This window comes from Actinomadura rubrisoli, assembly GCF_004349215.1.
Lineage (GTDB): Bacteria > Actinomycetota > Actinomycetes > Streptosporangiales > Streptosporangiaceae > Spirillospora > Spirillospora rubrisoli.
In genome coordinates this window covers 35,511-60,022 of the sequence record NZ_SMKU01000004.1, presented here as the reverse complement: position 1 = coordinate 60,022, position 24,512 = coordinate 35,511, and the positions used below count along the sequence as shown (strand labels likewise).

Genomic DNA, 24,512 nt, shown 5'->3' with positions numbered 1-24,512 from the left:
CTCGCGTGCCGCGGGCCGGACGGCTCTGCGCCGGCGGACCAGTGCGGCGACAGTAGGTGACGCCTTCCGAACAGGTCGATCGACGCCGTGGAGAACCTGCCTGTGTGATGCTGGACACTATGTCCATGCCGTTCACCGTGGAGGACCTGCTCGCCGTCCGGGAGCTCCAGCTGAGCCTGGTCGCCGGAGCGGGCGGACGGCGGCAGGCGATCGAGGCGGCGCACGTCTCGGAGCTCCTGCGGCCGGGGGAGTGGCTCCAGGGCGGCGAGCTGCTCATGACGACGGGCCTGGTGCTGCCGGTCGACCCCGCCTCCTGCCGCGCGTTCGTCCAGGACGTGGTCGACGGCGGCGCCGCCGCCCTGGCCCTGGGGCTCGGCCACGGGCAGCCCCACCGGCACCCGCCCGCGACGCTGGTCGAGGCGGCGGAGGAGGCGGGACTTCCGCTGCTCACGGTACCCGACCAGGTGCCGTTCATCGCCGTCACCAAGGCCGTGTTCGCGGCGCGGGCCGCCGAGGAGAGGCGGGCCCTGGAGCACACCGCGGACGTCCAGCGCAGGCTCACCGTGGCCGCCGCCTCGGGCGGCGGCCTCGACGCCATCCTCAAGGTGTGGCTGGACGCCACCGGACGGGCGGCCGTGGTCACCGACGCCCTCGGCCGGCAACTGGCCGCCGTCGGCGCCGCCCCCGAGCGGCTGCTGGACGCCGCCCGCACGGTCCTCGAAGAGATCACCGCGCGCGGGCTCCGCGGCAGTGCCGTCGTGGACGCGGCGGACCTCACGGTGGGGGTGCGGCCGATCGGCGCCCGCCGCCTGCGCGGCCACGCGCTGCTGGCCGGCTCGGCCGACGCCGGACCCCGGCTGGTCGACGCCGCGCTGGTCTCCCTGCTGACCATGGAGCTGGAGCGCCGGCACCTGGCCCGCGAGCCGCACCGGCGGGCGCGGACCGCGGCGATGGGCCGGCTGGTGTCGGGCGAGCTGTCCGACGAGCGCGCCGAGCGGCTGCTCACCGCCCTGGACGTCTCGACCGAGCACCTGCGCGGCCTGGCCGTGCAGGCGCCGCGGGGCGAGGCGGAGGACCTCGCGGCCGACCTGTCCGTCGCGCTGCCGGGCGGGCTCGTCCGGTTCGACGGCGACATCGTCGAGGCCCTGGTGGTCGACGACGTGGACCTGGCCGCGGTGCTCGCGCGGTTCGCGCCCGGCCGTCCGACCGGCATCGGGTCCGGCTTCCGGCCGGGCACCGCCGCGATCTCGCTGCGCCAGGCGCGTTCCCTGCTCGCCCCGAGCGCGCGGCTCGGCCGTCCCGCCGAGGCCACCGAGCACGCCATCGGCCGCCTCCTGCTCACCCTCGGCCCGCCGGACCTGCTGGCCGCGTTCGCCGACGCCCTGCTCGCCCCGGTCGACGCCGCCGACCCCCGCGGGGAGATCCTCACCACGCTGCGGGTGTGGCTGGAGGCCAACGGCGTCTGGGACACCGCGGCCGACCGGCTCGGCGTGCACCGGCACACGGTGCGCAACCGCATCGACCGGGTGGAGCGGCTCACCGGGAAGGCGATGACCTCGGCGGCCACCCGGCACGAGTTCTGGCTCGCGCTGGAGGCCCGGGAGGCGCTGGCGCACACCCTGCCTCCCGACCGCTAGCGCCGCCGCGTTGGACATGGCGTAGAGGGCCGACCGCGGACGTTGGACGTCCCGTCGATCGACCGGCCGATCACGGCGACGTAGCGTGATCGGGCGCACCGGCGCTCGGCGGTGCGTGTGCATCTCATCTGGAGGCGTCCCGGCCATGAACCAACCGCAAGTCGATGTCGTGATCGTCGGCGCCGGTTTCGCGGGCCTGACCGCCGCCCGGGACCTCGGGGCGGCGGGCAGGCGGGTGTGCGTGCTGGAGGCGCGCGACCGGATCGGGGGGCGCACCTGGTACCGGACGGACCTGTTCGGCGGGCACGGCCTGGAGATGGGCGGCACGTGGATCGTCCCGCGGCAGACGTTCGTCTCCGCCGAGGTGCGGCGCTACGGGATCGCGATCAGCGACAGCGAGCCGCCCGGCCGGATGACCTGGTCGGACCGGGGCACCGTGCTCGACACGCTGCTGCCGGTGCCCCCGGGCGAGCTGGGACGGCTGGAACACGCGATCCGCGTCCTGCTCGCCGCGGGCGCCCGCCTGGACGTGGACCGCCCGCTGTCGGAGCAGGGGCTGGACGATCTCGACGTGCCGATCCGCCGGTGGGCCGACGACGCGGGACTGGAGGGCAACGCGCGCGAGCTGCTGATCTCCTGGTTCTGCGGCTGCGGCAACGCCTCGGCCGACACCGGGTCCGCCCTCGACGTGCTGCGCTGGCTGGCCGCGATGGACAACTCGCTCTGGGGCATGGTCGAGGCCAGCGTCCTCGGCCATACGTTCACCGACGGCACCGCGTCCCTGGCCCGGGCGCTGGCCGACGACAGCGGCGCCGACATCAGGCTGTCCTCCCCGGTGCGCTCCGTCCGCCAGGACGCCGATCACGTGGTCGTCGCCCATGACGGCGGCGAGGTCACGGCGCGGCGGGTCCTGGTCACCGTCCCGCTCGGCGTGCTCCAGGACATCGCCTTCGAGCCGGCGCTGGCCCCTGAGAAGCTGGCGATCTCCCAGGAGAACCACGCGGGCCAGGGGCAGAAGGTGTGGGCACTGGCGCGCGACGTGCCCGAGGACCTCAGCGGCTACGGCTGGGGGACGGTCTTCGACTACGTCGGGGCGATGCGCACGCTCCCCGAGGGAGTGGTGCTGGTCTGCTTCGCCCCCGGGCACGATCACGTGGACGGCGACGACGTCCAGGCGGTGCAGCGGGCCGTCCGGGAGTACGCGCCGGACGCGGAGGTCGTCGCCACGGCCACCCACGACTGGGTCCACGACCCGTGGTCCCGGGGCACGTGGACCACGTTCCGGGCCGGGCAGATCACCAAGTACGAGACCCATCTGGCCACCCCGGAGAACCTGGTGCATTTCGCCGGGGCGCACACCGCGCACCGCTGGCCCGGCTTCATCGACGGCGCCATCGACAGCGGCCGGCGCGCCGCGACGGAACTGCTGGAGACCCTGTGACCACCTCCCCGGAGACCCCGCCCACCGGCTCGCCGACCGGCTCGTCCGGTGCCCCGCCCGTCGGGCCGGTCGACGCGACGCGGATCCCCCGCTACGCGGGCGACGCCACGTTCGCGCGGCTGCCCAGGCTCACCGATGTCCCCGACGCCGACGTGCTGATCTGGGGCGTCCCCTTCGATTCGGGGGTCAGCTACCGTCCGGGCGCCCGGTTCGGCCCCGGCCACGTGCGGCAGAGCTCCCGGCTGCTGCGCCCCTACCACCCCGCCTTGGACGTCGAGCCGTTCGCGGTGTCGCAGGTCGCCGACGCGGGGGACGTCGGCGTCAACCCGTTCGACCTGGCCGCCGCGATCCGGGCGATCGAGGACGCCGCGCGCTCGCTGTCGGGCACCCGGCGCCGCCTGATCACCATCGGCGGCGACCACACCATCGCGCTGCCGCTGCTGCGCGTCCAGCACGAGCGCCACGGACCGGTCGCGGTGCTGCACTTCGACGCGCACCTGGACACCTGGGACACCTATTTCGGCGCCCCCTACACGCACGGCACGCCGTTCCGCCGGGCCGGCGAGGAAGGGCTGATCGACCTGTCCCACTCGACGCACGTGGGCATCCGCGGCCCGCTGTACTCGCGGCTCGACCTGGACGAGAGCGAGAAGCTCGGGTTCACCGCCGTCCACGCCCGCGACTTCGCCCGGCAGCCGCTCGACGACATCATCGGACGCGTCCGCGCCAGGCTGGGGGACCGGCCGGTGTACGTCTCGGTGGACATCGACGTCCTCGACCCGGCGCACGCGCCCGGCACCGGGACGCCGGAGGCGGGCGGGCTGTCCAGCCGCGAGCTCCTCGAAGTGCTGCGCGGCCTGGACGGGCTCAACCTGGTCGGGGCGGACGTCGTCGAGGTCGCCCCCGCCTACGACCACGCCGAGATCACCGGCATCGCGGCGGCGCACGTCACCTACGACCTGCTGGCCGTCCTGCAAGGGGCGGGCCGATGACGGCGCCGGCCTTCGAGACCGTCCACAACGTCGTCAACGGCCGGCTTCGTCCCGCCGCGGACGGACGCGCCACCGACCTGGTCGACCCGTGCACCGGCGAGGTGTTCGGCAGTGCACCGCTCTCGGGCGAGCGGGACGTCCACGACGCCTACGCGGCGGCGGTCGAGGCGTTCGACGTCTGGCGCGCCACGCCGCCCGGCCGGCGCCAGCGGGCCCTGCTGCACTGCGCCGAGCTGCTCGAACGGCGGGCGGACGAGTTCGTCGCCGCCGAATGCCGCAACACCGGCAAGCCCGTCGCCACCACGCGCACCGAAGAGGTGTTCGCCGCGGCCGACTGCCTGCGCTTCTTCGCCGGGGCTACTTCCTGGCGCCCACCGTCATCACCGGGGTGACCCAGGACGACGCCGTGGTGCGCGAGGAGAACTTCGCGCCGTTGCTGACCGTCCAGCCGTTCACCGGCGAGGAGGACGCGCTGCGGCTGGCGTGCGGCGTCGACCACGCCCTGGCGTCGAGCGTGTGGACCGCGGACCACGGACGGGTCATGCGCATGGCCGCGCGCCTGGACTTCGGGTGCGTGTGGATCAACACCCACATGGTGCTGGTCCCCGAAATGCCGCACGGCGGATTCAAACGTTCCGGCTACGGCAAGGACCTCTCGCACTACGGCCTGGAGGACTACACCCGCGTCAAGCACGTCATGCACAAGCACTGACGCAGGTGATTGAGTTTTTAAATGCCTTGGCCACTGATCGCGTCCCAACCGACATTACCCGATCTGTTGATGGCCGGATCCGGACGTGTCAAGGTGGTTTCATTGCCCGCCCGCGGCGCCGCGGGAGAGGATTGTCGGGTTGCCTTCTTTGGCGATCACCGGGGGGTGTAACGGTGGAGAGTGGTCCATCGGCACGAACGTCGTTCGAAATTCTGGGGCCGTTACGTGTCCGGCGTGGTGGCGAGGGGGTCGAGCTTCCGCGGGCGGGGATCTGCAGGGTGCTCGGCGGGCTGCTGCTGACGCCGGGCGAGGTCGTGCGCGACGACCTGCTGGCCGAGTTCGCGTGGGGGCTGGACGGGGCGACCGCGTCGGCGTTGCACACGGCGGTGTCCCGGCTCCGCGCCTGGCTGAAGGAGCGTCTGGAGCTCGACGCCGCCCTGAAGCGGTCCGGCGGCGGCTACCGGATCGTCCTGGCGGACCAGCAGGTCGACGCCGCCCGGTTCCGCGCGCTCGTCGCGGCGGCCTCCGAGCAGCGGGACTCCCGCGCCCGCATGGACGGATTGTCAGAGGCGCTGGACCTGTGGCGCGGCCCGGTGCTGGACGGCCTGGACCGGTGGCTCAGCGATCAACCAGTCGTGGTCGGGTTGCAGCGGCTCCGTGTGGAGGCCGCCGGCCGGCTGTGCGAGGCGGCGATCGCGTCCGGCGCACCGGACCGGGCCCTGCCGGAGCTGGAGCGGCTGGCCGCGGTTCTCCCGTTCGAGGAATCGGTCCAGGCCGGTGTGGTCACGCTCCTGGACGCGTGCGGCCGGCGGGCCGACGCGGTGCGGCATTACCAGGCCGTCCGCGGCAGGCTCGCCGAAGAGCTGGAGGTGGAGCCCTCCGAGGTCCTTCACCGCGCCTACCTGAACGCGCGAAAGCAGCAGACGCCCGGCCCCGAACCGGCGATCCCCGGTGACGAGCCGTCCCCGGATACGCGCCCCGTCGTGCCCGGTGCCGTCCGCCAGCTGCCGAGGGACGTCGCCGAGTTCACCGGCCGGGCCGCCGACCTGCGCTACCTGCGGAAGCTGGTGGACGCCATGGGCGATGACGGCCCCCAGGTCACGGTCGTGGCGATCCAGGGGATGGCCGGGGTGGGCAAGACCCGGCTGGCGGTGCGGGCCGCACACCACCTCGTCGCCCAAGGCCGGTTCGATGAGATCCAGCTGTGGGCCGAGCTGCGAGGGTGCGAGCCGGACCGGTCGGCGGCCGATCCCGGAGCCGTCCTGGACGATTTCCTGCGGGCGCTCGGAGTGCCCGCCGGCCAGGTCCCGGCCTCGGTGCCCGACCGGGCGGCGCTCTACCGCAGCCGCCTCGCGGGGAGAAGGGCGCTGGTCGTGCTGGACGACGCGGCCACCGAGGCCCAGGTGCGCCCGCTGCTGCCCGGGGGGCCCGGCAGCCTGGTCCTGATCACCAGCCGGCGCGCCCTGTCCGGCCTGGACGGCGTCGAGCCCATGACGCTCGAACCGCTGCCGACGGGGGAGGCGGTCGAGCTGCTGGCCCGGATCTCCGGCCGGGACAGGGTCGCGGCCGACCCCGGCGCCGCCGCCCGGATCGTCGAGGTGTGCGGCGGCCTGCCCAGCGCGCTCGCCGCGGTGGCCCGGCAGTTGCAGGCCCGTCCGGCGTGGACACCGCGGTACGTTCTGGGGCGGCTCATCGCCGAGGGCGGCCTGCTCGGACGGCTGTCGGTGCGCGAGCGGTCCGTGCCGGACTCGTTCGACGCCTCGTACTACCAGCTGCCCGCCCAGCAGCGGCGCATCTTCCGGATGATCAGCCTGCACCCGGGTGAGGACGTCACCGCGGTGTCCGCGGCGGCGCTGGCCGACGTCTCGCCCCCGCAGGCCGAGGCGGTCCTGGAATCGCTGCTGGACGAGCACCTCGTCCAGCAGGCCGTCGCGGGCCGCTACCGCCTGCACCCGCTGGTCGGCCGGTACGCGCGCCGCCTGGCCGACCGCGATGAGTCCGAGCAGGGGCGGTACGTCGCGCTCGGCCGTCTGGTGGACTGCTACCTCTCCGCGGCCCAGCACGCGACCAGGCTGCGCAACCCGTCCGACTGGCGGCATCTCACCGGCGCCCGCGCGCACCCGGGCCCGATCGTGGAGGGCCTGTCGACCGCGGCGCAGGCGATCGGCTGGGCCGAGCAAGAGCGCGCCAACCTGATCGCCACCGTCGGCGCGGCCGCCGACCTCTCCGGCGCCCTGCCCGTCCAGGCGGTGCGGCTGGCGGCCGCCCTGTTCCGTCCGCTGGCCAACCGCGGTCACATCCCCGACCGGCTCGCGCTCGCCCATCTGGCCATGCGCGCCGCCGACCGCATCGGCGACGACCGCCGCCGGGCACTCGCCTTGGAGGACACCGCCAACATCAACCTCTACGACGGTGTGCTGCCGGACGCCATCGTCTACACCAAGCGGGCCCTGGACCTCTGGCGTGCCGTGGGAGACCGCATCGGAGAGGCCAAATGCGTCACCATCTTCGGGATCATCCACCGCCAGCAGGGGCATTTCGACCAGGCGGTCGCCGACCTGGAGATGGGGCTGGCGCTGAGCCGCGCGATCGGCGACCGGGTCAACGAGGCCGTCGCGCTCAACTACCTCGGCCTCACCCACCAGGGCCTGCGGAACTTCCACCGCGCCATCGACTACCACCGGCGGTCGATGCTCATCAACGAGGAATTCGGCGACCACTTCGGGGAGGCCGTCGCGGTCAGCAACCTGGCGTGGGCCCACCAGCGCTCCCACGAGCCGGACCTGGCCATCGCCCACCACCAGCGGGGCCTGGACCTCTTCCGCGGCATCGCCGACCTGTACAACGAGGCCGAACAGCTCTGGGGACTCGGACAGGCCCACAACACGCTCGGCCACACCCAGCGGGCACGCGACTACTGGAACCGGTCCATCGCCATTCTCGCCGACACGAGGCTCCTGGCTCCCGCGCAAGCGGACACCCTGCTGTCCCAGCCGATCCCCGACACCCCTGCAATCATCCGGCTCAACACCTGAAGGCCGTGTGCCCCATGCTCCCGACTCCCCGCCGTCTCGTGCGCCCTACACCGGTGACGGCCCTCTCCGCCTCGCCCGCCTGGCTCGCCGTCCTGTTATCCGCCCTGGCGGCGTCCGCCTGCGCTGGGGACCCACCCGGCGGAAGCGGAAAGACGTTCTCCTACGCCAGCCTGGAGCCGACCCACCTGACTCCCGGCCGGGAGACCAGCGTGCAGGGGCTGTACGTGCTGGACGCCCTGTTCGACACGCTGACCCGGATCAGCCCGTCCGGGCGGCCGGACAACGACGAAGCCGAGTCGATCACCAGCCCCGACCAGCGGACCTGGACGATCAAGATCAAGCCGGGGCTCACCTTCCACAACGGCGAGCCGGTCACCGCGCACAGCTACGTCAACGCCTGGAACGCCGCCGCCTACGGCCCCAACGCCTGGGTGAACGGCTTCTACTTCGCCCATATCGACGGCTACGACGCCCTGAACCCCCAAGACCCCGACGGGAAGGGCCCCCGCTCCGCGCCCGCGCCGCGCACCAGGGCACTCGCCGGGCTCAAGGTCCGCGACGGGCGGACCTTCCAGGTCAGACTGTCCGCGCCGTTCAGCCAGTTCCCGCTGACGCTGGCATTCCTGGGCTTCGCGCCGCTGCCGCGAGCCGCGTTCGCCGACCTGAAGGGATTCGACCGGGCGCCCATCGGGAACGGCCCCTTTCAGATGGACGGCGCCTGGCAGCACAACCGGCAGATCAAAGTCAGAAAGAACGCCAGGTACCACGGCATCCGTCCGGCGCGCACCGACGGGATCACCTTCAAGATCTATGCGACACGGGAAACCGCCTTCACCGATCTGCTCGCCGGCCGGGTCGACATCATGAGATCGATCCCCGCGCCGCTGGTGCCCCGCGCCCAGCGCGAGATGAAAGGCCGCTTCCGCGCCGTTCCCAGCAGCACCATGGAGTATCTGGAATTCCCGTTGTACGACAAACGGTTCCAGAATCCGGACCTGCGCCGTGCGATCTCCATGGCGATCGACCGGCAGGCCATCGTGAACGGCGTCTACAACGGCCGGTACCGCCCGACCGGCACCATCCTGCCGCCCATCGTGCCCGGCTACCGTCCCAACGCCTGCGGTGAGACCTGCACCTACCAGCCGCAGAAGGCCAGGCGGCTCCTCGGGAAGGCCGGCGGCTGGCACGGCCCCTTGGAACTCAGCGTCGCCCGGCAGGACTCCACCGACCAGCAATGGATGGTCGACGTGGCCAACCAGCTCCGGCAGAACCTCGGCATCGGCGACATCAAGCTGCGCGTGGTCCCGCAGGCGGACTACCTGCCCATGCTGCAACGCCACGGGGCGACCGGACCGTACCGGGCCACCTGGGTCATGGACTACCCCGGCGCGGAGAACTACCTGACCGCCCGCTGCTCCGCCGGCAACCGCCAGGAATACGACGGCAGCGCCTGCAGAGGTCTCATCTCCAAGGGCGACGCCGCCCCGTCGATGAGCCAGAGCCTGCCCTTCTACCAGCAGGCCGAGGACGTCCTGTTCAAGGACCTGCCCGTCATCCCCCTCTGGAACCGGCAGGACACCGCCGCCCATTCCGCGCGCCTCACCGGCGTCAACGTCGACCCCTACGTCTTCCCCCTCGTCCGCCTGGACCGGATCGCCATCAAATGACGCGGAGGACCTTCCAGTCCCCGGGCGATTCTCCCTCTTCTAGGCCCGGGGACTGGTCCGGCTCGGCCTTGACGCGTGGTCAGCAGTGGTGCCAGGGGCTCTCCCAGTAGGTGCCGGGGTCGACGTCGAGCTGGCCGCCCCACTTCACGCACTGGTTCCGGCCGTAGACGTAGGTCGGTCCCGCGTACCTGGAGAACTCGCCGGAGTCGCTGTCCCTGGCCGACCCGGTCTGGACGAAGGTCGACAGGTAGTACCGGTAGCCGGGATTGTTGAGAACGGTGACCGTGCAGTTGTAGCCATTCCCCGAGTTGTAGGTCAGGTAAATGGTCGCGGAGTTGCTCCCGCCGTAGAGGGTGTGCGAGTCCACCGTCCGGTAGCCGGATCCGCAATAGCTGCTACCGGGGTCCGCGCTCGCCGGCCCGGCCGCGAAGGTGAGTGCCCCCGCGGCAGTGCCGACGACCGCCAGAGCGGAGAGTGCTTTCCTCATTACTGGTCCCTTCTCGATGACCGCGCCCGATCCATGGCCGCCCACGAACGCAATTCCGATCCCATGACATTGATGACGGTAATCGCGGTGGATCATGGAGGCATAGGCCCCAGGGCCCAGGTCGGGACCCAATCACCCAGCGGAAACGCGCAGCGACATATTCTCGCCCCGGGCGAAAAGACCCCATCTTCTTGCAATGTCAACAAGCAGGTCGGTGACGTTCAGATGAACGCCGAGAACTGGTCACAGCGGCATACGCGACGCGGACGCTGGGTAATGATTGAAGCGTTTCCATTGGGGTGGTGGAGTCCGGGTATAGCGACTTATCGCCTGATCTGGGCTATATTTGCGGCCCGTGGCGGCGCGTGCGGGCATGCAAGCATGGGAGACCCTGGACGTGGGAGAGCACGAATGCGAGACAACGGTATGACCCCATCGCCGATCCCTGGGCCGCCTGCGGAAGGCGACGGCGCCGACGCCATCGTGGCCGCGGGAGGGTTGCACAACTACCAGCTGCACCTGCATGCCGAGTACGGGCCGGTGGTGCGGTTCCCGCTGCCGGGCGCGGGGCTGGCGGTGTCGGTCGCCGATCCCGTCCTGCTGGAGGCCACCGCGAAGATCAACAAGCGGCCGGAAGAGCTGTTCGAGTTCCTGGCGCCCCTGCAGGAGTCGGGCAACCTGCAGACGATCCCCGCCCATGAACACGGTCCGTGGCGGCGGGTGCTGCTGGCGGTGCTGGCCGGACGGCCCTCGCATGAAGCGCACTTCGCCCGGTTCACCGCCTTGACGACCGAGATGGCCGACCGCTGGGCGGGGCAGGCCGGCGCCGGTCCGGTCGCCTTGCAGAAGGACCTGAGCGAGCTGTCGCTTCGAATGATCTGCGAGTACGCGCTCGGCAGCGGCCTCGCGTCCGCGGAGTCCGCCGGACGGGTCGTGTCGGCCTTCGAGGACGTGCTCATCGAGAATCTGGCGCGGCTGTACCAGACGGACATGCCGGGCACAGAGGAGGAGCGCCGCGTCCGCGCCGAGGAGGCCCTGGCCTACCTGCGGGCGACCGTCGACCGGGTCCTCGCCGCGCACCGCGAGCCCGGGACGGGCCGGCAGGGCGGGCGGAGCGATCTGATCGCGGCCTTGGCCGAGGCGGGGGAGTCCCCGGCGCGGATCCGCGACACGGTGCTGATGACCATGCTGGCCGCCCACCACACCACCGGCGTCGCCATCTCCTGGATGCTGTACCTGCTGGCCCAGCACCCGGACGTGGCCGAGCGCGTCGCCGCCCAGGTGGACGAGGTGCTGGGCGAGCGTGCCGTGCCCGAGTACGGCGATCTCAGGAAGCTGACCCTCCTGGACCGGGCGCTCAAAGAGGCGATGAGGCTCTATCCGCCGGGGCCGTACGGCGCACGGGAGGCCACCGAGGACCTCGTTCTCGGCGAGTACGCCGTTTCAGCGGGTACGACCATCTTCTATCCGTTCTGGGCCGTCCACATGAACCCCGAGTACTGGCCGGACCCGCAGGTCTTCGACCCCGACCGGTTCGCGCCGGAGGCGTCGGCGGGGCGTCCGCGGCTCGCCTACATTCCGTTCGGGCTCGGCCCGCGCAGCTGTGAAGGCGCCGCCCTGGCGATGGTCGAGGCCGAACTCGTCCTGGCCGTCCTGCTGAAGCGATTCCGATTCCGGCCGGCGCCCGGCCGGACGGTCACGCCCGTCGAACGCTTCGTGCTGTGGGCCGCCGAGGACATCCACATGAACCTCACGTCACGCACCTGAACCCGCCACCGGCACGGCGGGTCCCTGAACGATCGTCAGCGGGCCCGTACCCCTCGCGGATGACGGTGAATCGGCGGCTCGGAGGACGCTTTCCGGACCGGGCCCTCAATAGCGTGGTCGCCATGAAGATCACGGGAATCATCAGCATGAGCGCGGCCGCCGTGGCGGCGCTCGCCCTGACGGCGGCCGTCGCCCCTGCCGAGGCGGCGGCCAAGGGAATCGACGGGGTGTGGCGCAGCGAGGGCTACAACTACATCTTCGTCGTCAAGAAAGGAAAGCTGACGTCCTACCAGACCACCTCGATCAGCTGCCTGCCCGGCGACATCAACTCCGCCCGGCTCCCCGGGGCGCCCGTCTCGAAGGGGGTGCAGTTCGGCCGGAAGGGACGGCCGGAGCTGGTCTTCACCCCGACCGGCCGGGACCGCGCCCGCCTCCTGGCGCTCGGCTCGGCGGGACCGATCGTCCTCGACAAGATCTCCGCACTGCCCGCCCGCTGCGGCAAGCCGGCGCCCAAGGACCCGTTGACGGTCTTCGACATCTACTGGACGACCTACGCGGAGAACTACCCGTTCTTCGCGTCCAGGAAGGTGGACTGGCAGGCGGCCCGCGCGAAGTACCGGCCCCAGGTGCGCCCCGACACCAGCGGCGAAGAGCTGTACAAGATCCTCGTCGAGATGACGACGCCGCTCGGAGACGCGCACACGTCCCTGGAGGCCGAGGACATCGGCGAATTCGAGGGCCTGCGCCCCGGCACCAGGACGGGATCCAACGAGTTCACCGCCAGGACCAACAAGGCGATCGGCACCTACCTCGGAGTGCCGCTGAAGTCCTGGGGCAACGACCAGATCTCCTACGCCGACCTGCCGGGCCGGATCGGGTACCTCAGGCTGAACCGGTTCGTCGCCTACAAGGGCCGCAGCGAGGACGACATCTTCTACGTCGACGACCGCGCCGAGCTCGACCGGGCGCTCAACGCGGTGTTCACCAAGTCGCGCGTGCGCACGATGAAGGGGCTCATCATCGACGTGCGCAACAACGGCGGAGGCTTCGACGCGCTGGGCCTGCAAGTCGCCGCCCGCCTGACCGACAAGCCCTACCTCGGCTACGTCAAGGCGGCCCGCAACGACCCGAAGAACCCCACGCGCTTCACCAAGCCGCAGCGGGTCACCGTCCGGCCCGCGCACGCACCGGCCTATCGCGGGCCGGTGGCGATGCTGACCAGCGACCTGTCGGTCAGCGCCGCCGAGACCTTCACCCAGGCGATGATGGGCCGCACGCCCAAGCCGACCCGGATCGGCCGCAGCACCCAGGGCGTGTTCTCCGACGTCCTGACCGGCCTGCTGCCCAACGGCTGGGCGTTCGGCCTGGGCAACGAGCGCTACACCGACGGCACTGGCCACAGTTTCGAGGGCCCCGGCATCGCGCCCGACATCCGCACGCCCGTCTTCACCGATGACGAGCTGGACCGCAACCGCGACTCGGGCATCGCCAAGGCTCGTCAGATCCTCTCGTAAGAGATCGCGTCGTCCACCCTGTCGGCATCGCCGGCCGGGCGGGGGCGTCCGCGCCGGGAGACGTTGATCACACGCGGTTGCGCTCAACCCGGGTTGAGTTAGGAGGGTTGCGTTCTGCCGGCCGCCAGGGCGGCGTTACGGAGGTGGAACGTGATCGAAGCGTCGACCCTGACCGAGGCCGCGCAGGCGCTGCGCGACGGGACGGTGACCAGCGTCGGGCTGACCGAGGCGGCGATCGCCGCGGCCGAACGGTCCGACGCGTCGCTCGGGGTGTACCTCGCGCGGTTCGACGAGCGGGCGCTCGCGGCGGCCCGGCGCGCCGACGAGGAACTGGCGGGCGGGCTCGACCGGGGGCCGCTGCACGGCATCCCGTTCGGCGTCAAGGACACCATCGCCGTGGCGGACGGGCCGACCACCGCGCAGAGCCTCGTCCTCGACCCCGCCTGGGGAGCGGGACGGGACGCCCTCGCGGTGGCCCGGCTCCGCGCGGCCGGTGCGGTCTTCACCGGGAAGACGACCGCGATGGAGTTCGGCTGCGGGCTTCCGGAGGCGGGCAAGCCGTTCCCGTTCCCGCGCAACCCCTGGCGGACCGAGTCCTGGGCCGGGGGTTCCAGCTCGGGAACGGGCAGCGGCATCGCGACGGGGATGTTCCTCGCCGGGCTCGGCGGCGACACTGGCGGGAGCATCCGCATGCCCGCCGCGTTCTGCGGGGTCAGCGGGCTGATGCCGACGTTCGGGCGGGTCCCCGGCGCCGGATGCGTGCCGCTCGCGTACAGCCTGGACCGCGTCGGCCCGATGGCCCGCAGCGCCCGCGATTGCTCCGCGGTGCTGAACGTGATCGCCGACCGGACGGACGTCCCGTTCGCCGAGCCCCCGTTCGACGGGGACCTGACCGGGCTGCGGGTCGGCGTCGTGCGGGAGCACCACTTCCCCCCGGACGGCGACCCGGCGGTGCCCGCGGCGTTCGACGAGGCCGTGGCGGTGCTGGCCGGGCTGGGGGCCGTCCCGGCGGAGACCAGGCTGCCGTACTGGCGGGAGCTGATCACCGCGCTCTTCGTGACCGCCGCCAGTGAGGGCCTGGCCTACCACCGCGCCGACCTGTCCCGCCGCTGGGACGACTACTTCACGGCCTCGCGGGGCCTGCTGGCGAAGGGCGCGCTGGTCTCGGGCGCGGAGTACGTCCAGGCGCAGCGGGTCCGGCGGGTGGCGCAGCGCGCCGTGGACGCGTTGTTCGCGGAGGTCGACGTGATCGTGTGCCCGACCGCGTCGATCGGCGCGCCGCCGTTCGACGCGCTGGCCGACGAGGCGGGCCACCAGGACGACGCGGGCGTGTTCGGGAAGATCCACACCCCGTACTGGAATCCGCTGGCCAACCCCGTGCTCGCGGTGCCGATGGGCCGCACCGCGTCCGGGCTGCCGCTGTCGATGCAGATCGCGGGCCCGGTGGCGGGCGAGGCCGCGATCCTGCGGGTCGGGGACGCGTTCCAGCGGCACACCGGCTGGCACCGCCGCATCCCCGTCCTGGACACGGCTGAGGAGATGAGCGCGTGACCACGCCGCACGAAGAGACCGCCGCACCGCACGAAGCGACCGCCGCGCACCGCGACGCGGCCGTCAGGGTGCGCAGCCTGCTGGCCGCCGCCGGGCTCCCCGCGGACGAGCGGGAGATCGCCGGGCTCGTCGCGTCCTACGTCACGCTGCGTCCGGCCATCGACGGCCTGTTCGATGTGCCCGCGGCGCGCTACGCCCGGCCCGTACTGGACCGCCGCGTCTCCGTCCGTCCGGACGAGGACGAGGACCCGGCATGAGGCCGCAGGCTCACGCGGAACGGGCTCCGGCATCGCCGCAGGAGGGCGCCCGGCGGCACGAGCGGCTGGTGATGGCGCTGGCCTGCGCGGGGTCGTTCGTCGTCATCTTGGACGCCACCATCGTGTCGGTGGCGCTGCCCGACATCCGTGCCTCGCTCGGGTTCTCACCGGCCACCCTGCCCTGGGTGGTCAACGCCTACACCCTCGCCTTCGCGGGCTTCCTGCTGCTCGGCGGCCGGTGCGCGGACGTGTTCGGCCGCCGCGCGATGCTGCTCACCGGGATGGCGGTCTTCACCGCCGCGCGGGTCCTCGGCGGCCTCGCCGTCACGCCGGAGATGCTGCTGGCCGCGAGGGCGGTGCAGGGCCTCGGCGGGGCACTGCTGATGCCGGTGACGCTGTCGCTGCTGACCACGACGTTCACCGACCCGGCCAGGCGCGCGCGGGCGCTGGGCACGTGGAGCGCGGTCGGCGCGATCGGCGCCGCGTCCGGTCCCGTGATCGGCGGGGTCCTCACCCAGTGGGCGGGCTGGCGATGGGTGTTCTTCGTGACCGTCCCGGTCGGGGCGCTCACCCTCGCGGGCGCCGCGCGCGGCCTGCCGCGGCACGACGTGCCCGGCCGCCGTCCCCGGCTGGACGTGGTGGGCGCCGCGCTGGTCACCGCCGGGCTGACCGGCGTGGTGTACGCGCTGATGCGCGCCGCCGTCGCGGGCTGGACGAGCCTTGAGGTCATGGGCGCGTTGGCCGGCGGGTTCGCGCTGCTGGGGATCTTCCTGCTGCACCAGGCGCGGTGGGCCCGGGAGCCGCTGGTGGCGCTGGACGTCTTCCGGTCGCGCGCGGTCAGCAGCGGCAACGTGGTGATGTTCCTGCTCGGCCTGGGCTTCTTCGCCAGCCCGATCCTGCTGTCGCTGTACCTCCAGGACGTGCACGGCTGGTCGCCGCTGCGGGCTGGGCTCGGCTACCTGCCGGTCGGCGTCGCGATGTTCGCGGGCGCCCAGGCGGCGGGCCCGCTGACGGTCCGCCTCGGCCCGCGCCGCGCGGCCGTGTCGTGCTGCCTGCTCGGCGCGGCCGGGTTCGCCGGGGTGGCGGCGTTCCTCGGCGTGGACGGCTCCTACGTGATGACGGTGGTGGTGTCCGGCGGTGTCTTCGGCTTCGGGACCGCCGCCGCGTTCACCCCGATCACGGTCGCGGCCACCAGCGGCGTCCCCCCGTCGAGGAACGGGCTGGCCGCGGGCGTGCTGAACACCGTCCGGCAGACCAGCGGGGCGATCGGGCTCGCCGTGCTCAGCACGGTCTCGGCCTCGGCGGCGGCGGGCTGGGCCGCCGCGCATCCGGGACGGGGCGGTGCGGACGCCCCGTCCGCGCTGGCCCACGGCCACACCGTCGCCTTCCTCGTCTCCGCCGGCTGCGTGGCCGCCGCCGCGCTCGTGGCGGCCCTGGCCATGCCCCGTTCCCGGTGACCGGCTCAGGAGGGCACGGAGACGGCCTCCCGGAACTCCGGGCACTTCTCCAGATCGTCCCCGTGGGGGCAGGAGAGGAGGTGGCCGAGATAGGCGCGCGCCGCGTCCAGCCGGGCGATGCGCGCCTCCAGCGCCGCGATGCGGCCGTGCACGGTCTCCCGCCACGCCGTGTCCGGCCCGCCCCGGCGCAGCAGGGCGTCGATCTCCTCGATGGACATCAGCCCGGTCTCCCGCCACAGCTTGATCAACGCCACCCGGTAGACCTGCTCGGAGTCGAAGTAGCGCCGCCCGGACCGCCGGTGGGGCTCCAGCAGCCCGCGCCGCTCCCAGTAGTGCAACGTGGAGATGGGCAGCGCGAACCAGTCGGCCACCTTCCGTATCGGCGTCAGCTCGTCCATGCCCCCATTGTCGGGCGTGGACGGCTGGCCGCGCCCACCGACGCCAAGGTTCCCACGGGCACCGGTGCCGGCGACCTGGCCTCTTTCGTCGGTGGTCCGGCATTCCGGCAGATGCACGGTCTGGCCTTCGCGCGACTCCATGTATTCAGCATCGGTCAAGCATTGTGACGCTCGATACTTTCGGCCTCACATCACGACAAGTCGTCGACATGGAATAACGGACGTCCATTATCGACCGGGGACGGATCCCTATTTCGAGCCCGCGCATGCGGGCGAAACCGAGGGAACCCAAGTAGCAAATGATCGATGTCGATCGGTTGCCGAGATGATTCGGCGTGCGGCGGATCGCCCGGCGTAGTTCTCGACGCAGGAGAAAGCAGGAACAATGCCGGCCACCCCGAATGATCAATTACGGGCGCTTCTGGCCGAGGCGCGGCTGAACGGAGCCGCTCTGGCCCGGGCCGTCAACCAGCTGGCAGACGAGAACGGCATGAGCTTGGCATATGGACGTGCTGCCGTGTCGCAGTGGTTGAGGGGTTCCCACCCGCGCCGTCCCGTGCCGCAATTGATCGCCGAGGTCCTGAGCCGTCGCCTTGATCGCACGATAACCCCGGATGCGGCGGGATTCGGGAACGGTCGAATTTGGACCGGCGGCCCACTCCAGTACTGGACGGACGACCCGCTCAAGCAATTGGCTGTACTGGCACCGAGCGCCTCGGGAAGTCATCTAGGGCTAGAAAAGCTGGTCTACAGCAAAGCCGCCCTGAGGATCCCCGCCTGGGCCGAGATCGCCGTCACCGCGGTCCACGACCATGGTGGTGAGCAGAAAGAACACGTGGGGCGGGCCGAGGTGGCCGCAGTGGCGGCGATGGCCGATATGTTCGCCGTTTCCGACGCTCTCACCGGCGCTGGACCCGTCCGGCCCGCGGCGTCAGGTTATCTGGCCACTCCCGTGGTCGACTGGCTGCACGCCAGCGCAGGAACCCGGATCCGTCCCTCGCTCTACTCGACGGCCGCCCGGTTGACCTGTCTGTGCGGTTATCTGTGCTTCGATGACGAACTACATGGAGCCGCCCAGCGCTACTTCCATGTGGCGCTCGCCCTGGCGGCCGAGGCCGGTGACCCCACCACGTACGCTATCGGCCTGCGAGTCCTGAGCATGCAGGCCCGGCGACTCGGCCACCACCAGGAAGCCCTGAATCTCGCGCATGCCGCGCTACAGACCCCGGCCCCGGCCCCACCCCAGACGCAGGCGCTCCTCCACAGTGAGGCCGCCGTGGCACACGCCGCCACAGGGGACAGAGCCGGCGCTCAACACCATCTGCGAACGGCCGAGGTGCGGCTCGAATGCGACTCTCGGCCCAGGATCGCCGTGGGCACCTACCACCCCGCCGACCACGCCCAGCAACAGGCCACGGCTCACAGCCTCCTGGGCGAGCGGCCCACCGCCATCAACGACCTCAAAGATTCCATCCGCCGCCGTTCCGCCGTTGAGCGCCGTGCTCGGACCATCGCTCTGGCCGACCTCGCGGAACTGCAACTCGCCTGCGGCCGGCTTGACCAGGCCATCGAGACCTGGCACCTGTTCATGGACAACTGCTCAACCGTTCAATGCGGACGCGTTCGCACCGCTCTCAGGAACATGCGCTCCAGCCTCCGATCCCATGATGGCTACCCACCGGCCCGAGTACTGCTCCACCGCACGGCACCCACCGATCGGCCAAATGGCGGGACATGACGTCGCACGGCACGACGAGGGCCGTGATCCCTGCTCCTGCGCCCGCGTCGCGGTCGTCCTGAGATCCTCGGAACCTGGCTGCCGCATGACCGTGCCCATCGACCACCAGGTCAACCGCATTGCGGTCTCATTTAACTCGGCTAGGTATTTGACATCCTGCCCGGGACCGGTGCGTTACCGGCGTCGCCGGTTCGGGCACCCAGACCGCAACACCAACCGGCGGTCAGCGCCGGCGCGGCGGCGGTGGCCCGGAAGTCCGAGCCGGCCGTCGCCTGATCGGAGGACGCGGATGATAGATCCAGAGTTGATCAAAAAGGACTTTCCACTGTTGGCCGCTTCAGCATCGGATGGCCGGGATCTGGTCTATTTGGACAGCGCGGCCACCTCCCACAAGCCCTGGCCGGTGCTGGACGCGATGTCGGATTTCTATGCCAGGAACAACGCCAACGTCCATCGGGCCGCCTACGACCTGGGTCGTAGGGCGACTGAAATGTACGAGGCCTCTCGTGATGCCGTGGCCGCGTTCATCGGGGCCCCCGCACGCGACGAAATCGTCTTCACCAAGAACACGACGGAGGCGCTCAACATCGTGGCGGGCGCGCTGGCCTGGGCGGACGCCCCGTACCGGCTCGAATCCGGTGACCAGATCCTGGTCACCGAGATGGAACATCATTCCAACCTCATACCGTGGCGGCTGCTGGCCGAACGGACGGGCGCCCGGCTCTGCCATCTCGGTATCACCGATGGGGGCCGGCTCGATCTGTCGCGCCTGGCCGAACAGATCACGCCACGCACCAAGGTCATCGCGGTAGGGCACGCCTCCAACAGCCTGGGCACCATCAACCCGATCGGCCCTATCGCCGAACGCGCCGCCCAGGTGGGCGCGCTGGTGGTCGTGGACGCCGCGCAGTCGGTGCCCCACGTGGGCATCGATGTGGGGACGCTCGGTGCCGACTTCGTCGCCTTCTCAGGCCACAAGATGTGCGGGCCGACCGGAATAGGCGTGCTATGGGGGCGCACGGAGTTGCTGGAGGCGCTGCCGCCGTTCCTCAGTGGCGGCTCGACGATCGAGTCGATCAGCATGGACGATCTGGTGTTCGCGGCGCCGCCCTACAAATTCGAAGCGGGTACGCCGCCCATCGCTGAGGCCGTGGGCCTGGGGGCCGCCATCGGCTACCTCCGCGACATCGGGCTGGACGACATCACCGACCATACTCGTGCTCTCACCGAATACGCGTTGCAAGAGTTGGCCGAGGTGCCCGGTACACGCCTCGTCGGCCCTTCCGGCGCCGTCGATCGCGGTCCTGTCATCTCGTTCGTTCTCGACGACGTCCCGGTGGAACGGGTGCGCACCGCGCTCGACCAGGCCGGAGTCGCCGTCCGGTCTGGAAACCATTGCGCGCAACTCGCCTGCCTGCGATTCGGCGTCCCTGCCACCGTGCGGGCCTCGTTCTACCTCTACAACACCCCGGCCGACATTGACGTACTGAGCAGCGAACTGCGCACCATCGCCCCGCGAACCCCGCGGACCGTCCGCCAGACCACGGGAAAGGAGCCGGTGATGCCGTCCACGACCACCTCGAACTGGGGTGCCACGTTCGCCTCCGCCGATGTTGACCACGTGAGGTCGTACCAAGACGTTCTCGTCCCGGCCCTGTTCCACCCCTGGGGGTGTCTGCTCACCGGCATGCTCGATCCGGCCGAGGGATCCGATTGTCTGGACATCGGCACCGGCCCCGGCACCGTCGCACGGATCATGGCCGCCAATGCCGGTCCTTCAGGCTCGGTCGTGGGTACCGACATCAACTCGGCGATGCTGGCGCTGGCGGCGGAACAGCCCCCGGTCCAAGGCGCGCCGATCGAGTACGTCGAAAGCGGCGCGGCCCCTCTGGACGTTCCTGACGCCGCCTTCGACATCGTCACCGCCCAGCACGTCCTTCAATTCGTTCCCGATCGGCCCGCCGCGCTCGCCGAGATCCGGCGCGCGCTGCGCCCCGGCGGGCGCCTCGGCGTGATGACCTGGCTCGGGCTGGACGACAACCCCCTGTTCCAAGCCCTGCACCAGGCCGTGGCTGCTCTGCTGGGGGATGAGCCCGCGGCGCGTTTCGCCGAACCGTGGACGCTGGAACCGGACATGGTCGCCCAGACGGTCGAAGACGCCGGCTTCACCGACGTGACCACTCACCTTCGCCGGATGCCCATCACCATCCCCGGAGGGGCTCCCGACCTGTGTCGTGTCTTTGACTTCTCCGCCGTCCGCGCGGACGTCGCCGCACTGGCCCCACGGCTTCGCACGGCCCTCCACGCCGTCGTAGCCTCCTTCTCCGATACCGCCGGCGACGCGAGCATCCACGCCCACACGGCCGCTAACGTGATCCTGGCCCGCGGCTGAACTCGCACGCTGGCGGGATCCCGGCCGCAGATCGGCGCCACTCCGCAGCGGGCATCAACGCTCAGCTTCCGAACGGCCCGGTTGATGGACGACACAAATCGGATGTGCCGCCGGCGGCCGTTGGGATCGCATGCGAAATCAGCGGGGCGATCTGGTGACCCGGCCGATCTTCTTTCGTTCTTTAGCGAAGGCGGCGGCTGTGGCGGCGTCGGCGTGCCGTTTTCCCCTGTTCCAGAACCTCCGCGCGAGTTTGCGATTGCCGTTTTCGGCGTACACCCGTCCGAGTTGGGCGTAGGCTGCGCCGGTGATGTCCGCCGGCGCCTGCGGGGCATCGATGATCTGTTGGAGAGCGACCTCCGCATCGTCGGGCTGGTCTCGGTGGATCAGACAGGCGAGGTGGAAGGCGGCGCGATGAGCGATTTCGGGGTGTTCGCTCATCAGCGCTTGCAGGTAAGCGTCGGTGGCGGTGGGAAGGTCGTTGAGCTCTGCGGCGAGTTGTCCGAGCGCGTACGCCGCTTTGGGCGCGAAGTCGCAGTGCCCGGTCGCGATCGCGCGGTGAAATGCCTGGACGGCTGAGATGGGGTGCGACACGCGCGCGTGGGCGAGGCCGAGGTTGAAGGCGGCGGCCGCCCTGATGTCCGCGTCATCGCCATCGGCTGCGATCTCCCATGGTTCGATCGCCCTGGAGGGCCTGCCCAGCACTTCGAAATGCAGGGCACCCAGGCTGAGGGCGATACGGGCGGCATGCGGGCCGCCCGCCTCGATGTGGCGCAGGCACGCCTCGTGAATACGCCGGACCAGGCGGGTCCGGTCGAGGATGTCGAGGTGCCGGCTGCGCCAAACCAGCGTGCCGGCGGGAGCGATGGCGCCGGCGACGGTGTCCGCGGCCTCACCCTCAAGGATCGCCAGCAGGGAATCCAGAGCTCGGTCGTGTTCGGTGAGATCGGCCGCGGCGAGCTTGCGTGCGGCGCGCACGGCGTAGTCGGGGTCGCCGCCGCAGGCCGCGATCCGGTAGGTCTGGCCGGACAATCGCGTGTCGCCTTCGGACTCGGCGATACGTCCCACACCATAGGCGGCCCACTCCCGCACCGGCGTGTCGGCCTCAATCATCAGATGGCGCAGCAGCGGCGCGGCCCCCGGGATCGAGCAGGGACCATTGCGCGCCAGAAGGTCACCGGCGTGCAAGGCGAGTTCGTGCGCGGCCCGTCGGGTCGCGGGGTCCGGGTGGCGGAAGAGGTTGGTGTAGATCTCCGCTGCGGTCTTGTCGTCTTCACGGGCGATGGCGATATGGGCTTGCATGACACTCATCCGTGCCAGCTCCTGCGCGCCGGGCGGTATGCCAGACGCCTGCGCCTTGTCGAGCAGCTCCTCGGCGGCGGTGAGGTCCTCCTGAACCAGATGCACCCCGGCCAAGGCGATCTGGAGGTCTGCGCGGTGCAAGACATCCCATTCGAGCGTCTCGGTCAGCCGCCGCTCGGCTTCGGCGCACTCACCGCGTTCGACGAGAATCCGCGCTAGATCAACGACCGCGCGCCCGGATTCGAACAGGTCGTCCAAATCGATGACCTGACGGAGCACTCGCTCAGCCGTGGCGAGCTCTCCCGATCGCACCAGCAGGGCCGCCAGGACACGCCCATCGAACGGCGCCAGGAGGGGGTCCTCGGAGTCGAAGGCGATCCGACCAGCGGTGATCGCCCCGGCTTCATCATCGCGCCGTATGCACATGTCCCGTAGGAGGCGTGCGGCGGGAGGCGTCGCCAGCCGATGACGGCAGTCGATCGCCTGCCGCAACAGGTCCTCGGCCCCCGGTCGCCCGGCATCGATCTCCAGCCTGGCCAGGGCGAGCATCGCCCGCGGCGCGGTCGCGGGATGGCCCTCCTTGATGATCTGCTCGAACGCGGCCCGCGCCGCACTGTGATCGCCATCGTCCAGATCGACCTCGGCGAGATACCACCGGGCCAACGCCGCCGCGTCGGCATCGTCGCCGTCGAGGGCGTAGACCAACGCCGACCGTGCGACCCCGCGGTCCCCGTGGTAGTCGCCCAGAACCCTGGTAGCCAGGGCGACCGCCGCCATTGGCGTCACCGCCCGGCCCGTCTCGTCCACCAGGCTCTCATGACGCTGCAACATCCAGGGCTGCGCGCCGCCGGCAAGCTCATAGCGCCCGGCATCGTCCGCGACGAGCAGGGACGGAGCAGCGGTCGCCCATGCAAGTCCGGCTTCGAACCCCTGTGACGTCAGCGAACACCCTGGGGCCAACGTGGCCATCCGCCGAGCGGCCTGCCGGTGAAGCAGAGGCGCCGGGATCCCGACACCGGCCGCCTGCCACCAGTCCGTGGCAGCCAGCACCACGGCCTGCGCTTCCGGCCCGGCCCCCAGCAACTCATCGAACCGCCCCTGCAGGACCCGAGCGTCCCGTTCGGCTCTGGTCTCGCCGAGTTCGGCGAGCACGTGCCCCGATCCACTCCACCCATCCCCGAGCGGCCGCATCCGAAGCCTCCACTTCACTAACCATCCGTAGCCGATCCGATACTCTTCGGCACGAAGCTATGGGTGACGGCAACCCCGCGCAGCACTCAGTACAAAATAGGCATGGATCACAAAGGACGGCCGCACACCACGACCAGCCCGGGACGACCACACCCCGCACGCCGAGTCGGCGTTCTCAGTGGTGTGGCGCCCGAACCATCTGACGGAGACCCACGCCCACCCAATCCGGCGCTCGTCCCAGTGCGCGCCGCACCCTAGTTACGCTGCACGCCATGACGATCAGATTCGCTGCCCAGGCTGTGGGCGTGGATGAAGATTCCGAACTTGAGTGCCTGACGGCGGGCGTCGCCGAGGGCGAAGACGGCAGCGGCATGAGCCTGCTGTTCATGTGTGGTCTGTTCGAGCCCGACGAGCAGGACATCGCGCTCAGACAGGACACACACTGCGTGGTCGCAGCCGACCAGGGGACCGCCTACGGTGTCGTTGATGAGGTCGTGCTGCGCGACAAGGTCCTGCGCGTCAAGTTCAGCGCCGACGGCCTGGAAGCACTGGGGTTGGACGACCGCGAGATCGAGGCATTCCTCAACGTCGAGGATGATGCCATAGATCAGCTTCGTGATGGACTGCGGCGTGTCATGGCCTATGGCCGCCCTGACGCCTATCCGGCCGTGATCGAACTCTGACCTCACTGATTCGCCTGGACGCGGGCTTCAGGCAGTCGGGGGGAAGCCACCCAGCACTCAAGCCAAGCATGACCACTACCTCGACGCCCACATCGTGCCCGCCTTCGGCCAGGACACGATCCGTCGGCCGGCGGCCAAGCAGGGGGCACAAGAACTGCCGGCGCGGTACGCGGCCGACACGGTCAGCGGCATCGTCACCCTGCCGTCGGCCCCGCTCACCGAGCCCGCCGAAGAACGCATGATCGCCCACAACCCCCACCAGCAGGTGTTCACCAGCCGGGAGGGGTAGTGGCT

At 71.0% G+C, this 24,512-nt stretch carries 18 protein-coding genes and 1 pseudogene; 16 read left to right on the top strand and 3 right to left on the bottom strand.

Translation table 11 applies throughout. The annotated features are described in order from the left end of the window. The first annotated feature begins 125 nt into the window (after nucleotides 1-125). The 7 genes and pseudogenes from E1298_RS02290 (at nucleotide 126) to E1298_RS02265 (ending at nucleotide 9,484) form a co-directional block, all read left to right on the top strand. A complete protein-coding gene (locus E1298_RS02290; protein WP_131889049.1) occupies nucleotides 126-1,637 on the top strand; it encodes a PucR family transcriptional regulator in 1,512 nt (503 codons plus the stop codon). Between the two features lie 145 nt (nucleotides 1,638-1,782). After that, nucleotides 1,783-3,078 carry a flavin monoamine oxidase family protein gene (locus tag E1298_RS02285; RefSeq protein ID WP_131889048.1) on the top strand — a complete coding sequence of 432 codons (1,296 nt, stop codon included), beginning with the start codon at nucleotides 1,783-1,785 and terminating at the stop codon, nucleotides 3,076-3,078. Then, complete coding sequence (gene speB, locus E1298_RS02280) at nucleotides 3,075-4,070, top strand: agmatinase (protein ID WP_131889047.1); 996 nt, start codon at nucleotides 3,075-3,077, stop codon at nucleotides 4,068-4,070. The genes E1298_RS02285 and speB overlap by 4 nt, the downstream gene beginning before the upstream one ends. Then, nucleotides 4,067-4,462: an aldehyde dehydrogenase family protein gene (locus E1298_RS50100; RefSeq protein ID WP_243725342.1), complete on the top strand. Its 396-nt coding sequence runs from the start codon at nucleotides 4,067-4,069 to the stop codon at nucleotides 4,460-4,462. The genes speB and E1298_RS50100 overlap by 4 nt, the downstream gene beginning before the upstream one ends. Further along, a pseudogene (locus E1298_RS50095) lies at nucleotides 4,426-4,782 on the top strand (aldehyde dehydrogenase family protein); the annotation flags it as partial. The gene E1298_RS50100 and the pseudogene E1298_RS50095, both read left to right, overlap by 37 nt. A 278-nt stretch (nucleotides 4,783-5,060) precedes the next feature. Further along, nucleotides 5,061-7,817, top strand: a complete 2,757-nt coding sequence (locus E1298_RS02270) for an AfsR/SARP family transcriptional regulator (RefSeq protein WP_165975263.1) — start codon at nucleotides 5,061-5,063, stop codon at nucleotides 7,815-7,817. A gap of 53 nt (nucleotides 7,818-7,870) precedes the next feature. Beyond that, nucleotides 7,871-9,484: a peptide ABC transporter substrate-binding protein gene (locus E1298_RS02265; RefSeq protein ID WP_165975262.1), complete on the top strand. Its 1,614-nt coding sequence runs from the start codon at nucleotides 7,871-7,873 to the stop codon at nucleotides 9,482-9,484. A gap of 79 nt (nucleotides 9,485-9,563) precedes the next feature. On the opposite strand, the gene E1298_RS02260 is transcribed toward E1298_RS02265, so the two are convergent. Beyond that, entirely contained in the window at nucleotides 9,564-9,971 is a 408-nt protein-coding gene (locus E1298_RS02260) for a spore-associated protein (RefSeq protein WP_131889044.1), read from the bottom strand. A gap of 411 nt (nucleotides 9,972-10,382) precedes the next feature. Between E1298_RS02260 and E1298_RS02255 the strand changes: the two genes are divergently transcribed. The 5 genes from E1298_RS02255 (at nucleotide 10,383) to E1298_RS02235 (ending at nucleotide 16,517) form a co-directional block, all read left to right on the top strand. Next, the gene (locus E1298_RS02255) at nucleotides 10,383-11,738 is read left to right on the top strand and encodes a cytochrome P450 (RefSeq protein WP_131889043.1); all 1,356 of its coding nucleotides are present in this window, start codon (nucleotides 10,383-10,385) and stop codon (nucleotides 11,736-11,738) included. 122 nt (nucleotides 11,739-11,860) lie between these two features. After that, nucleotides 11,861-13,252 (top strand): S41 family peptidase, encoded by a 1,392-nt coding sequence (locus tag E1298_RS02250; protein ID WP_165975261.1) that lies wholly within the window; start codon nucleotides 11,861-11,863, stop codon nucleotides 13,250-13,252. Nucleotides 13,253-13,402: 150 nt separating this feature from the next. Next, nucleotides 13,403-14,803, top strand: coding sequence for an amidase (locus tag E1298_RS02245; protein ID WP_131889041.1), 1,401 nt, complete (start codon nucleotides 13,403-13,405; stop codon nucleotides 14,801-14,803). After that, nucleotides 14,800-15,060, top strand: a complete 261-nt coding sequence (locus E1298_RS02240) for a hypothetical protein (RefSeq protein WP_131889040.1) — start codon at nucleotides 14,800-14,802, stop codon at nucleotides 15,058-15,060. Before E1298_RS02245 ends, E1298_RS02240 begins: the two co-directional genes overlap by 4 nt. Next, a complete protein-coding gene (locus E1298_RS02235; protein ID WP_131889039.1) occupies nucleotides 15,057-16,517 on the top strand; it encodes an MFS transporter in 1,461 nt (486 codons plus the stop codon). Before E1298_RS02240 ends, E1298_RS02235 begins: the two co-directional genes overlap by 4 nt. A 5-nt stretch (nucleotides 16,518-16,522) precedes the next feature. On the opposite strand, the gene E1298_RS02230 is transcribed toward E1298_RS02235, so the two are convergent. Continuing rightward, entirely contained in the window at nucleotides 16,523-16,915 is a 393-nt protein-coding gene (locus E1298_RS02230) for a MerR family transcriptional regulator (protein WP_131889038.1), read from the bottom strand. Between the two features lie 385 nt (nucleotides 16,916-17,300). Between E1298_RS02230 and E1298_RS02225 the strand changes: the two genes are divergently transcribed. Both E1298_RS02225 and E1298_RS51505 read left to right on the top strand, forming a co-directional pair. Further along, nucleotides 17,301-18,653, top strand: coding sequence for an NsdA family TPR-like regulatory protein (locus E1298_RS02225; RefSeq protein ID WP_131889037.1), 1,353 nt, complete (start codon nucleotides 17,301-17,303; stop codon nucleotides 18,651-18,653). Between the two features lie 304 nt (nucleotides 18,654-18,957). Next, nucleotides 18,958-21,045, top strand: coding sequence for a SufS family cysteine desulfurase (locus E1298_RS51505; protein ID WP_341770585.1), 2,088 nt, complete (start codon nucleotides 18,958-18,960; stop codon nucleotides 21,043-21,045). Between the two features lie 138 nt (nucleotides 21,046-21,183). Here E1298_RS51505 and E1298_RS02215 read toward each other — a convergent pair whose 3' ends face one another. After that, complete coding sequence (locus E1298_RS02215; protein ID WP_131889035.1) at nucleotides 21,184-23,496, bottom strand: hypothetical protein; 2,313 nt, start codon at nucleotides 23,494-23,496, stop codon at nucleotides 21,184-21,186. Nucleotides 23,497-23,807: 311 nt separating this feature from the next. On the opposite strand from E1298_RS02215, the gene E1298_RS02210 reads away from it, so the two are divergent. Beyond that, entirely contained in the window at nucleotides 23,808-24,218 is a 411-nt protein-coding gene (locus E1298_RS02210; protein ID WP_131889034.1) for an Imm10 family immunity protein, read from the top strand. Between the two features lie 94 nt (nucleotides 24,219-24,312). Beyond that, nucleotides 24,313-24,507, top strand: a complete 195-nt coding sequence (locus tag E1298_RS02205; RefSeq protein WP_131889033.1) for a hypothetical protein — start codon at nucleotides 24,313-24,315, stop codon at nucleotides 24,505-24,507. Nucleotides 24,508-24,512: the final 5 nt, after the last annotated feature.